The organism is Paracoccus sp. UBA889 (assembly GCA_002294185.1).
In the GTDB taxonomy this organism is placed as follows: domain Bacteria; phylum Pseudomonadota; class Alphaproteobacteria; order Rhodobacterales; family Rhodobacteraceae; genus Paracoccus.
On sequence record DBFD01000078.1, the window covers coordinates 1 to 11,489 of the forward strand.

The following is an 11,489-nucleotide window of genomic DNA, read 5'->3' on the forward strand; positions in this document are numbered from 1 at the left end:
TTCATCAGGCCAATATTGCCTTCCTGAATGAGATCAAGGAATTGCAGGCCCCTGTTCGTGTATTTCTTGGCAATGCTGATGACCAGTCGCAGGTTCGCCTCGACCATCTCCTTCTTGGCCTGCCGGGCCTCTTTCTCGCCGCGCTGGACCTGATTCACGATGCGGCGGAATTCCTCGATATCGACGCCGACATACTGGCCGACCTGCGCCATCTCGACGCGCAGATCCTCGACCTTGTCGCGCGATCTTTCGAACAGCGCCTGCCAGCCCCGGCCGGTATTCTGTGACAGCCGGTCGATCCAGGTCGGATCCAGTTCCGAACCGCGATAGGCGTCAATGAATTCGCGGCGGTTGATGCGCGCGGCATCGGCCAGCTTGACCATGCCGGAATCGATGGTGACGATGCGGCGATTGATGCCGTAAAGCTGATCGACCAGCGCCTCGATGCGGCTGTTGTTCAGATGAAGTTCGTTCACCAAGGCAACGATTTCACTGCGCAATTTCTGATAGGCGCCTTCGGCGTTGGCCGAAAAGCTGTTATCCTCGTTCAGCGTGGCCGACATCCGCTGATCCTGCATGTCGGCCAGTTGTTCATAATCGCGGGCGATGACTTCCAGCGTCTCCAGCACCTTCGGCTTGAGGCTGGCTTCCATCGCGGCAAGCGACAGGTTGGCGCCGTCGTCTTCGTCCTCGTCATCATCGCTGCTGATCGGATTGCCGTCGGCATCCAGTTCCTCGCGCTTGTCCGAGGTTGCCGCCGCGCCACCTTCCTCGGACAATTCCTCGTCCTCGGCCTCTTCGTCTTCCATCGCCTGACCGAAGGTGGTCTCAAGATCGATCACGTCGCGCAGCAGGATCTCTTCGTCCAGCAGTTCCTGCCGCCACATGGTGATGGCCTTGAAGGTCAGCGGGCTTTCGCAAAGGCCCGCGATCATCGTGTTGCGTCCGGCCTCGATGCGCTTGGCGATCGCGATCTCGCCCTCGCGAGACAGCAATTCGACGCTGCCCATCTCGCGAAGATACATGCGGACGGGGTCGTCGGTGCGGTCCAGCTTCTCGGTTTCGGTGGCTGCGACCGCCACCTCGCGCGAACCCGAGGCGGTGGTGGCGACTGCGCCGCCCTCGGCCTCGTCGGCTTCGTCCTCGTCCTCGATCACGTTGATGCCCATCTCGGACAGCATCGACATGACATCCTCGATCTGTTCGGAATTGACCTGCTCGGGAGGCAGAACCGTGTTCAGCTGGTCATAGGTGATGTAGCCGCGGTCGCGGGCCTCGGCGATCATCTTCTTGACCGCCGCCTGGCTCATGTCCAGCGAATGGGCATTCTCGTCCTTGTCGGTCTTGTCGGTGTCGTCTTCCTTGGTGGCCATCCAGGGCTCCCTTTCCGAGGCGGTGATTCGCGAATCACCCGAATCGCGCCGAAACTGCCTTGCTTTTACCGTGCCGGCCGACCGAATCAAAGATCGGCGCCAGCAATTGTCCTTTGCCCTCCGACAGATGATTCGCACCTGCCGGACCGCACTCCGCGCACCTTGCGGGCAAGGTCTCTCACCGGCGGGGCGGCTTGCGCCAAATCTGTCTGCTCAGGGCGTCGCTCAACTCGGCCGCAAGCTTGTCCCTGTCTTCGTTCAGGTCGCCGGAATCCTCGAGTTCCGGACGTTCGGCGCGGTGTCGTGCCTTGTTGACCTGCTGAAAGCGCCAGGTCAGGCCTTCGTCCGCATCACCCTCGATTTCGGTCTCGGCCCGCGACAGTTCCGGTCCTGCGGCGCGTTCCGCCTCGATCCGGTCCAGCAGATTTTGCAGCATGGTCAGAATGGCTTCCGGATCCTTGCGGCCGATGACGGGCGGGGTCAGGCCCAATTGGGCGTCGCTGCGAAGGATTTCAAGAGCCCGGCGACCGGCCTCGCTTTCGTTTCCGGTCAGCAGATCATGCAACAATGCGGCGCGATCAGCATCGCGGGGCGACAGCCGTTCAAGCCGCGTCTCGACAAGCGCCACCAGTTCCGGCCGCAGGGCGCAGATCAGCAGGCTGGCGCCCTCCAGCAACGCCGTTCCCGCATCGGGCCCGGCGACCGGCAAGGTGGGAAGCGGCGCGCGCGGGGCCATCGAGGCCCCTCCGCGCCGGGCGGGGCCGCGCCCCGCCGCGCCCTGCCGCACCCCTTCGCCCCGGGGCTGCCGCCGGCCCCCGAAAAGCTGCCATCGTTTTCCGCGGATTTCGTCGGCATAATGGCGGCGGGTCAACTCGTCGGGGATTCTGGCAATGGCCTGTTGCAGGCGGCGGTCCAGCGCGGCCTTGCGTTCGGGGCTGTCGAAACGCTGCCCCTCGGTTTCGCGGCTCCACAGCAGATCGACCAGCGGCCGGGCCTGATCCAGCAATGCCTTCATCGCACCCTGCCCCGCCACCCTGATCAGATCGTCCGGATCCTGACCCGCAGGCAGCAGGACGAAACGCAGGGCCTGCCCCGGGCCGGTCAGAGGCAGCGCGAGATCGATCAGCCTCTGCGCCGCCCGCTGGCCCGCCGCGTCCCCGTCCAGCGCGATGACCGGTTCCGGCGACAGGCGCCACATCGCGGCCAGTTGTTCGCTGGTAATGGCGGTGCCCAGCGGCGCCACCGCACCCTGAAAACCCGCGCGCGACAACGCGATCACGTCCATGTAGCCCTCGGCCACGATCAGCGGCTGCCCCTTGCCGACCGCCGCCCGGGCAGGGCCGAGATTGTAGAGGTTCCGCCCCTTGTCGAACAGCGGCGTTTCCGGGCTGTTGAGATATTTGGCGCGGGCATTCGGATCCATCGCGCGCCCGCCGAATCCGATGCAGCGGCCCTGTCCGTCGCGGATCGGAAAGACGATCCGGCCGCGAAAGCGATCATAGGCCGGTCCGCCATCAACGGGTTTCGCAGCCATGCCGGCCTCGACGATCAGCGCCTCTTCGAAGCCCTTGTCGCGCAGCGCCGAGGTCAGCGCGGTGCGGTGGCCGGGCGCGAAGCCGATCTCGAATTGCGCCTCGCTTTCGCGGTCCAGGCCGCGCCGCGCAAGGTAGTCGCGCGCCTCGGCCGCAGCGCCGGTCTGCAATTGCAGCCGGAACCAGCGGCAGGCGGCCTCGGTCACCTCGATGAGGCGGGATCGGCGGTCGGATTTTTCACGCGCGCGCGGATCGGGTTCGGGCATGGAAAGCCCGGCCTCGGAGGCAAGGGATTTTACCGCCTCGATGAATTCCATTCCATCGCATTCGCGCAGGAAGCTGATCACGTCGCCCTTGGCCTGACAGCCAAAGCAATAATAGAAACCCTTCTGGTCGTCACAATGAAAGCTGGCCGATTTTTCCTGATGGAAGGGGCACGGCGCCCACCAGTCTCCCCGTGCCTGGTTGGATTTGCGCTGGTCCCACACGACGCGGCGCCCGATCACGCGACTGATCGGAACGCGGTTGCGGATCTCGTCAAGGAAACCGGGAGGCAGACTCATGGCGCGATTATCGGGGGGGCGGGGCGCGGCGGCAAGATGGGTATTTGGGCAACGAAGAACCCCTCAGTCCGCTCCGACCGCGCCGCGTGCCAGACCCCAGTAGATATCGGCGATCCGGGTCCGGTCCAGGCGGCCGCCCTCGCGATACCAGTTGGTCACGCCGGTCAGCATCGCGATCAGCGCCATCCGTGCCAGTCGCGGATCGTCCAGCTGCATCGCCCCTGAGGCCGTGCCCGCGTGCAGGATCCGGTCCAGACCATCCTCGTATCGGGTGCGCAGGGCCGCGATGCGGCCATGGTTTTCAGGCGTCAGGTTGCGCAATTCCATATAGGACAGGAAGACGGCGTCCGGATGATCGAGGCTGAAATTGATGTGGAAGCGAACGAATCCTTCCAGTCGCGCCAGCGGCGGCTGCGCCGGATCGTCCTGCCATGCCGCCAGCAGATCGCGCATGTGGGTTTCCAGAAGATCGGCCAGCAGCGCCTGCTTGTCGGGCGTATAGGCATAGAGAGCGCCGGCCTGCACGCCGACGCCGGCAGCAATCTGGCGCATCGACACGGCCGCATAGCCGTGGCGCGCGAAAAGGCGCAGGGCCTGGGCGCGGACCAGCGGTCCGGTGATCTCGGCGCGGGAACCTTGGGTACGGGCCATGTCCCTGTCTAGGCCAGCGACCGGGGCGGGAAAAGGGCGATTGCGGGACAGGCGCCCTCGCCCTAACCTGGGCGTCATGACGAAGCCGGTTCCTCTGATGGTCTGCGCCCTGCTGATTCTTGCCGCCTGCGGGCGCGGCGATACCGCCTATCCAAGGCTGCTGCCGACGGCGCAGGCCCTGGCCGAGCCGACCCTGCCCGATCATGCGGCCGGCGGATCAGCCGCGATCGAGACCGCCACCGAGGCCGAGGGCGATGCCCTGACCCGCCGTGCCGAAGCCCTGAGAAGGCCGGTCATCGAGCCCGATCTGCGCGCCCGGATGGGGTTGTGACAGGGGCGATTGAGCAGGTTCGCGACCGGTGGTAAGAAATTCTGACCACACTGAGGAGGCCCGGCCATGCCCGTCATCACCTGCATCGAGGATCTGAAACGGCTGCACCGGGCGCGCACGCCGCGGATGTTCTACGATTATGCGGAATCGGGCAGCTATACCGAACAGACCTTTCGCGAGAACACCACCGATTTCGCACGGCTGAAACTGCGCCAGAAGGTGGCGGTGGACATGTCCGACCGATCGACCGCGTCGGATATGGCGGGCCTGCCTGTCTCGATGCCGGTGGGGCTGGCGCCGGTCGGGCTGGCCGGGATGCAACATGCCGATGGCGAGATTCACGCGGCCCGCGCCGCCGAAAGATTCGGCGTTCCCTTCTGCCTGTCCACGATGTCGATCTGTTCGATCGAGGATGTGGCGGCCCATGCCACCAAGCCCTTCATGTTCCAGCTTTACGTCATGCGTGATCAGAATTTCGTGGCCGCCATCATTGATCGCGCCAAGGCGGCGGGTTGCAGCGCGCTGGTTCTGACGCTGGATCTGCAAATCCTGGGGCAACGGCACAAGGATCTGAAGAACGGGCTGTCGGCGCCGCCGAAGCTGACGCTGCCGGTGATGCTGGATCTGGCGTTGAAATGGCGGTGGGGCATGGGGATGCTGCGGACCAGGCGACGCCAGTTCGGCAATATCGTCGGCCATGCGAAGGGCGTGGGCGACACCTCGTCGCTGATGAGCTGGACCGCCGAGCAGTTCGACGAGCGGCTGGACTGGGACAAGATCGCCCGCATCCGCGACATGTGGGGCGGCAAGCTGATCCTGAAGGGCATCATGGACCCCGAGGACGCCCGGATCGCGGCCGATTTCGGGGCCGATGCGATCGTGGTCAGCAATCACGGCGGGCGGCAACTGGACGGGGCCTTGTCCGCGATCCGGATGTTGCCGCATATCGTCGCGGCGGTGGGCGACCGGGTCGAGATCCACATGGACAGCGGCATCCGATCGGGTCAGGACGTGCTGAAGGCGCTGGCGCTTGGCGCCCATGCGACCTGGATCGGGCGGGCCTGGCTGCACGGCCTTGGGGCGATGGGAGCGACCGGCGTAACCCACGCGCTGGAGATCATCCGGAAGGAGCTGGATATCAGCATGGCACTGTGCGGAGAACGCGACGTGAAGGCCCTGAGCCGAAAGAACCTTCTGATACCAAGGGACTTTCTGACCGAATACGAGGTCTGAACCCGATCCGCGCCGCGCCGCCCGCGGATCCGGCGCGGCGCGCTCAGCCGCCGCCCTGCACCGGCGTGTCGGTCGCCTGCCCCCGCTGCGCCTCGATCTGGCGCCAGCGGGCGACATTGGCGTTATGTTCCTGCAGCGTGCGGGCAAAGGCGTGCCCGCCCGAGCCATCGGCGACAAAGAAGATATAGTCGGTCTGGGCCGGGTTCAGCGCCGCATTGATCGCCGCGCGTCCCGGATTGGCGATGGGCGTCGGCGGCAGGCCGTCGATCCGGTAGGTGTTGTAGGGCGTCTGCGCCGCAAGTTCAGAGCGCCTGAGGCCGCGATCCAGAATTCCCTCGCCCCGGGTGATGCCGTAGATCACCGTGGGATCGGTTTCCAGCCGCATCCCCTGTTCCAGCCGATTCACGAAGACGCTGGCCACCTGCGGCCGTTCCTCGGGCAGGCCGGTCTCCTTCTCGACGATCGATGCCATGATCAGCGCCTGTTCCGGGCTGTCATAGGGCAGGCCGAAAGGCCGCGCCTCCCATTCCTGCGCCAGGATCCTTGATTGCCGCGCCGCCATCTCGGCCAGCAGCGCGCCGCGATCGGCGCCCGCCTCGACATCATAGGTATCCGGCGCCAGCGATCCTTCGGCGGGAACCTTGTCCACTTCGCCGGTCAGGAAATCGACGGCGTTCAGCCCCTGAACCACCTGCCAGCTGGTCACGCCCTCGGCCAGGGCGACGCGCAGGCGGGCATCGGGCTTTTTCTCGGCAGCCACGATCGCTTCGGGAAGATCGCCGCTTTCGGGGCTCCAGCGCGCCATCTCTTCGAAGGCGCCGGTATCGGGGTTCATGTCGCGCAGCAGCACGTTCGTCTCGCGCACGCCGACGCGAAGGATCACCTCGGTCCCGCAGGTCGAGGGGCCGCCCGCGGTGATCACGCCGACGATATCTTCCATGCTCGCGCGTGGTGCCACCAGATAGCTGCCGAATTTCAGGTCGCGCGCCTTGTCCATGTAATCAGTGCCGGCGCGGAAGATATAGGCGCTGCTGACTGCGCCCTGCGAGGCAAGTTGCTGGCTGACTGCATTCAGGCTGGCCCCGGGCGCGATCTGGACGCATTGCGCGATTTCGCTTGGCCCCGGACCGGAAAACTCGCGCTTTGCCCAGGCCACAGCCGCGGCGGCGGCGATCAGCAGGACAATCAGCAAGGTCAGGAAGTTCGAGGCGATGTTGCGCCAGATCATTCCTTGACCTTCCCGAGAACCAGACTGGCATTGGTGCCGCCGAAGCCGAAGCTGTTGGACAAGGCGATGTCGACCTTGCGTCGGACCGCCGCATTGGCGGCCAGATCCAGCTTCGGCTGGACGGCCGGATTGTCCAGATTGATGGTCGGCGGGCAGATCTGGTCGCGAATCGCCAGCACGCAGAAGATCGCCTCGACCGCACCCGCCGCGCCCAGCAGATGCCCGATGCTGGACTTGGTGGACGACATGACGGCGTTCCTGGAATGATCTCCCATCAGCCGCTCGACCGCGCCCAGTTCGATGGTGTCGGCCATCGTGCTGGTGCCATGCGCATTGATATAGTCGATCTTCTCGGGGCCGATCCCGGCATTGCGCAGGGCGTTCTGCATCGCCCGGTATCCGCCATCTCCATCCTCGGCGGGCGCGGTGATGTGATAGGCGTCGCCCGACAGCCCATAGCCCAGAACCTCGGCATGGATCGTCGCGCCGCGCGCCCTGGCGTGTTCATATTCCTCAAGGACGACGACACCGGCGCCTTCGCCCATCACGAAACCGTCGCGGTCCTTGTCATAGGGGCGGCTCGCGGCAGTCGGATCGTCATCGCGCCGCGTGGACAGCGCCTTGCAGGCGTTGAAGCCGGCGATCCCGATTTCGCTGATCGGCGCCTCGGCACCGCCCGCGATCATCACGTCCGCATCGCCCAGCATGATCAGCCGCGCCGCATCGCCGATGGCATGGGCCCCCGTCGAACAGGCCGTCACCACGGCGTGGTTCGGCCCCTTGAAGCCGTAACGGATGCTGACCTGTCCCGAGATCAGGTTGATCAGCGCACCCGGAATGAAGAAGGGAGAGACACGCTTTGGCCCGCGTTCCTTGATCAGCACCGCCGTTTCCGCGATCGATGTCAGCCCGCCGATCCCCGAACCGATCATGACGCCGGTGCGGAGACGGTCTTCCTCGTCCTCGGGCTCCCATCCGGCATCCTTCACCGCCTGATCGGCGGCGGCCATGCCGTAGAGGATGAAATCATCGACCTTGCGCCGGTCCTTGGGCGCCATCCAGTCGTCGGGATTGAAGGTGCCGTCGCTGCCATCGCCGAACGGGATCTCGCAGGCATATTTCGTGACCACATCGCTGGGATCGAATCGCGTGATCCGGCCTGCCCCGGACGTCCCGGCCAGCAACCGCTGCCACGTCGCCTCGACGCCCGAAGCCAGCGGCGTGACCATCCCAAGTCCGGTGACAACAACCCTGCGCATCCGCGTCATCCTTCAAACTGCCGTTCCTGGGCAACCTGATACACGCGGGGGTTTTGCCGCGCAACGCCGCGTCGGCGGAAGGACGCGCAGGCAACCGCCGTCATCGCGGGGAAATGTTCCGATGTGATCGCAGCCCTGCATCGTCCGGCCGCCGGCCAGCGCAGGGGCTTGAGCGCGAGCACCCCGGACCCTATCTTCTGTGACAGATGCAACGAAAGGCCCGCCCATGTTCGGCATTCCCGGCAAAAGCCCCGTCACCATCACGCCCTCCGCCGAGCGTCAGATCGTGCGGCTGATGGCGGGCAAACAGGCCTACGGCCTGCGGATCGGCCTGAAGAAGGGTGGTTGCGCGGGAATGGAATACACGATGGATCTGGCCCAGTCCCCCGACAAGGCAGACGAGGTCGTCGAACAGGGCGAGGCCCGCGTGCTGATCGCGCCCATGGCGCAGATGTTCCTGTTCGGGACCGAGATCGACTATGAATCCGGCCTGATCGAATCCGGATTCCGCTTTCGCAATCCGAATGTGACCGATGCCTGCGGCTGCGGCGAATCCGTCCGCTTCGAGCCGTTGGAAGGTAGTCGCACGGCCGAGTGAACCGCCTCGTCGGCGACAATCATCATTGCAGCCAGGGCCGCGTTTCCCTAAGCCTTTGATTGTGCGAAGCGGAGGACAGGGCATGGCACCACGCAAGCTGGCTGCGGGCAATTGGAAGATGAACGGCGATCTGGCGGCGCTGTCGCAGATCGACGCGCTGATCGCGGCCCGACCCGACCCCGGCTGCGACGTGCTGATCTGCCCGCCGGCATTGCTGATCCAACCGATGAAGGCGCGAATCGGCGCCCATCCGATCGCGCTTGGCGGGCAGGATTGCCACGCGCGCGCCTTCGGCGCCCATACCGGCGACATCGCCGCCGTGCAGTTGAAGGATGCCGGCGCCGATTACGTCATTCTCGGCCATTCCGAACGCCGCGCCGATCATGGCGAGACCGACGCCGATGTCTCGGCCAAGGCTGCGGCGGCCCATGACGCCGGCCTGATCGCGATCATCTGCGTCGGCGAGACCGAGGCGCAGCGCGACAATGACGAGGCACTGGAGGTGATCGCCGCGCAACTCGAGGGCTCGATCCCGCCCGGCGCCAATGCCGGCAACACGGTGATCGCCTATGAACCGGTCTGGGCCATCGGCACCGGCCGAACTCCCAGCGGCGACCAGATCGCCGAAGTCCATGCGCTGATGCGCGAACGGCTGGTCGGCAAGGTGACAGACGCGGCGAATGTCAGTCTTCTGTATGGCGGCAGCGTGAAGGCGGCGAATGCCGCCGAGATTTTCGCCATCGCGCATGTGAACGGGGCGCTGGTCGGCGGAGCCAGCCTCAAGGCCGCGGATTTCGGCCCCATCATCGCAGCCTTGCAAGGCGACTGACGCGGCTCAGGCCGCCCCGCCTCGACAACATTGAGCGCCTCTGGCGGTATCTGAAGTATGAATGCGTCTATCTGCCCGCCTGGGAGACCGGCTCGCAGGCGAAGACTGGCATCGGCCGATGGACCGCCTTCTACAATCAGCAGCGGGCCTCACACCGCCCATTGCTGACGAGCGCCTGCCGTGGTCTACTTCAACCAGTTCGAAACCGGCCAGCAGGTCAAGCAGCTTAAATCACGCCGGAATTCTGGCCAAAGGATGGTGAGTAGCTCAGGCAGCAAGTGGGACGTTCGTGTCCGAGGTGCTAGTGTAATTTCGACGCCGCCAACGGTGTGATCCCGGGTGGCTATCGAGGTGCAGGATTGAGGCGGAGTTTCGACGCTTCAACCCCAAGCCATACGGAGACCTCGACGACCAAGACAGCGATGGACCTGTCCGAGCTGCTGGCCAAGCACCATCAGGGAGACTTTCTTCCAACCATCGCCGATCCGATGCTGCAACTGATCATGGAAGCCGATGTCGAAGGACTGATCGGCGCCGGGCGGCATGAGCGCAACGTCGAACGAACGACACGGCGGAACGGGTATCGAGAGCGCGCTCTCGATACCCGTTTGGGCACGCTGAACCTGCGGGTGCCGAAGCTGCGGAAGGGCAGCTACTTCCCTGGCTTTCTCGAAGCCCCGAAAGCCTCAGAGCAGGCGCTGGTGGCTGTCATTCAGGAGGCCTGGATCCGCGGCGTCTCGACCCGGCACGTCGACGAAATGGTGCAGGCCATGGGTCTGTCGGGCATCTCGAAAAGCCCCGTATCGAAGCTCTGCAAGGACATCGACGAACGCGTGGGCGAGTTCCTGAACCGCCCGCTGACGGGAGAATGGCCCTACGTCTGGTTGGATGCGACCTCTACCTCAAAGTCCACCAGGGCGGGCGCATCGTGCCCGTCGCGGCCATAATCGCTGTCGCCGCCAACTCCGGGGGCCGGAGGGGGATCATCAGCCTGGGCATCGGCCCGACCGAAGCCGAGACGTTCTGGACCGAGGTCCTGCGGTCCCTGAAGGTCCGGGTCTCGGCGGCGTGCGATCGGTCATCAGCGATGCGCACACGGGCCTCAGGGCGGCCATCGCCCCGGTGTTCGAAGGTGAGGCCCAAAAGCCGATCCGGGGGATCGGCGACGGCCGAGCGGGCAGCGCTGCCGCGTTCACTTGATGCGCAACGTCCTGGCGCACGTGTCCCGCGGCCAGCACACCGTCGTCGCCGCCGCGATCCGGGAGTCTTTCGATCAACCCGACCCAACCCAAGCCGGCAAGATCTGGCACAAGGTCGCGGAACAGCTGCGCCCGCGCTGGCCCAAGCTCGCCGATCTCATGGACGCCAGCGAGCACGACGTGCTGGCCTACATGTCGTTCCCGCGACAGCAGCGGACGAAGCTGCACTCGACCAATCCCATTGAACGTTTGAACAAGGAGGTGAAGCGCCGCGCCGATGTCGTAGGCATCATCCCCAACGAGGCCTCGATCATGCGCCTGATCGGCGCTGTTCTCTTCGAGCAGAACGACGAGTGGCAGACCGCCAGTCGCTACATGATGGTCGAAGCATTCGCTCAGATCGACACGGAGGAGGTCGACCCCATTCTCCGCATCACAACAAAAGCCGCCTCATCATGCCCTCAGGCCATCTGGGCAATTACACCGCTTGACGGACGCGACCAGTGGGACGATGAAGGGCTGGCCATCCGTCCGCTGATCCCGTGGTTTCAAACGATCCACCACCAAATCCCCCTTGTCACTATGGACGCCGGTCCATATACGGATCGGCGGAGACGTGGCCGAGTGGTCGAAGGCGCTCCCCTGCTAAGGGAGTAGGCCCGGAAGGGTCTCGAGGGTTCGAATCCCTTCGTC

The 11,489-nt window shown here is 65.1% G+C and carries 9 protein-coding genes and 2 pseudogenes; 6 read left to right on the forward strand and 5 right to left on the reverse strand.

Annotation, left to right across the window (positions count from 1 at the left end):
- The 3 genes from B4L36_RS15760 to B4L36_RS15770 form a co-directional block, all read right to left on the reverse strand.
- A partial coding sequence (locus tag B4L36_RS15760; RefSeq protein ID WP_292959105.1) for an RNA polymerase sigma factor region1.1 domain-containing protein occupies positions 1-1,373 on the reverse strand: 1,373 nt, incomplete at its 3' end.
- 178 nt (positions 1,374-1,551) lie between these two features.
- The gene (gene dnaG, locus B4L36_RS15765) at positions 1,552-3,468 is read right to left on the reverse strand and encodes a DNA primase (protein ID WP_292959106.1); all 1,917 of its coding nucleotides are present in this window, start codon (positions 3,466-3,468) and stop codon (positions 1,552-1,554) included.
- A 63-nt stretch (positions 3,469-3,531) separates the two neighbouring features.
- Positions 3,532-4,119 carry a TetR/AcrR family transcriptional regulator gene (locus tag B4L36_RS15770; RefSeq protein ID WP_292959107.1) on the reverse strand — a complete coding sequence of 196 codons (588 nt, stop codon included), beginning with the start codon at positions 4,117-4,119 and terminating at the stop codon, positions 3,532-3,534.
- A gap of 76 nt (positions 4,120-4,195) precedes the next feature.
- Here B4L36_RS15770 and B4L36_RS15775 point away from each other — a divergent pair, with 76 nt between their 5' ends.
- Both B4L36_RS15775 and B4L36_RS15780 read left to right on the forward strand, forming a co-directional pair.
- The gene (locus B4L36_RS15775; RefSeq protein ID WP_292959108.1) at positions 4,196-4,450 is read left to right on the forward strand and encodes a hypothetical protein; all 255 of its coding nucleotides are present in this window, start codon (positions 4,196-4,198) and stop codon (positions 4,448-4,450) included.
- Between the two features lie 66 nt (positions 4,451-4,516).
- Complete coding sequence (locus B4L36_RS15780) at positions 4,517-5,683, forward strand: alpha-hydroxy acid oxidase (protein ID WP_292959109.1); 1,167 nt, start codon at positions 4,517-4,519, stop codon at positions 5,681-5,683.
- Positions 5,684-5,726: 43 nt separating this feature from the next.
- Here B4L36_RS15780 and mltG read toward each other — a convergent pair whose 3' ends face one another.
- The gene (gene mltG / locus B4L36_RS15785) at positions 5,727-6,911 is read right to left on the reverse strand and encodes an endolytic transglycosylase MltG (RefSeq protein ID WP_414692197.1); all 1,185 of its coding nucleotides are present in this window, start codon (positions 6,909-6,911) and stop codon (positions 5,727-5,729) included.
- Positions 6,908-8,170 (reverse strand): beta-ketoacyl-ACP synthase II, encoded by a 1,263-nt coding sequence (gene fabF / locus B4L36_RS15790; RefSeq protein ID WP_292959110.1) that lies wholly within the window; start codon positions 8,168-8,170, stop codon positions 6,908-6,910. Before fabF ends, mltG begins: the two co-directional genes overlap by 4 nt.
- Before the next feature lie 226 nt (positions 8,171-8,396).
- On the opposite strand from fabF, the gene B4L36_RS15795 reads away from it, so the two are divergent.
- The 4 genes and pseudogenes from B4L36_RS15795 to B4L36_RS15810 all read left to right on the forward strand — a co-directional run.
- Positions 8,397-8,768, forward strand: a complete 372-nt coding sequence (locus tag B4L36_RS15795; protein WP_292959111.1) for a HesB/IscA family protein — start codon at positions 8,397-8,399, stop codon at positions 8,766-8,768.
- Between the two features lie 82 nt (positions 8,769-8,850).
- The gene (gene tpiA, locus B4L36_RS15800) at positions 8,851-9,597 is read left to right on the forward strand and encodes a triose-phosphate isomerase (RefSeq protein WP_292959112.1); all 747 of its coding nucleotides are present in this window, start codon (positions 8,851-8,853) and stop codon (positions 9,595-9,597) included.
- A 20-nt stretch (positions 9,598-9,617) separates the two neighbouring features.
- Positions 9,618-9,743: pseudogene (locus B4L36_RS15805) on the forward strand (integrase core domain-containing protein); the annotation flags it as partial.
- A 276-nt stretch (positions 9,744-10,019) separates the two neighbouring features.
- Positions 10,020-11,246: pseudogene (locus B4L36_RS15810) on the forward strand (IS256 family transposase); the annotation flags it as partial.
- Positions 11,247-11,489: the final 243 nt, after the last annotated feature.

Bases quoted from the DNA above. Each gene is read 5' to 3' on its own strand.
- B4L36_RS15795 (WP_292959111.1), top strand. From the start codon at position 8,397: ATGTTCGGCATTCCCGGCAAAAGCCCCGTCACCATCACGCCCTCCGCC.
- B4L36_RS15775 (WP_292959108.1), top strand. From the start codon at position 4,196: ATGACGAAGCCGGTTCCTCTGATGGTCTGCGCCCTGCTGATTCTTGCC.
- B4L36_RS15770 (WP_292959107.1), bottom strand. From the start codon at position 4,119: ATGGCCCGTACCCAAGGTTCCCGCGCCGAGATCACCGGACCGCTGGTC.
- mltG (WP_414692197.1), bottom strand. From the start codon at position 6,911: ATGATCTGGCGCAACATCGCCTCGAACTTCCTGACCTTGCTGATTGTC.
- tpiA (WP_292959112.1), top strand. From the start codon at position 8,851: ATGGCACCACGCAAGCTGGCTGCGGGCAATTGGAAGATGAACGGCGAT.
- dnaG (WP_292959106.1), bottom strand. From the start codon at position 3,468: ATGAGTCTGCCTCCCGGTTTCCTTGACGAGATCCGCAACCGCGTTCCG.
- B4L36_RS15780 (WP_292959109.1), top strand. From the start codon at position 4,517: ATGCCCGTCATCACCTGCATCGAGGATCTGAAACGGCTGCACCGGGCG.
- fabF (WP_292959110.1), bottom strand. From the start codon at position 8,170: ATGCGCAGGGTTGTTGTCACCGGACTTGGGATGGTCACGCCGCTGGCT.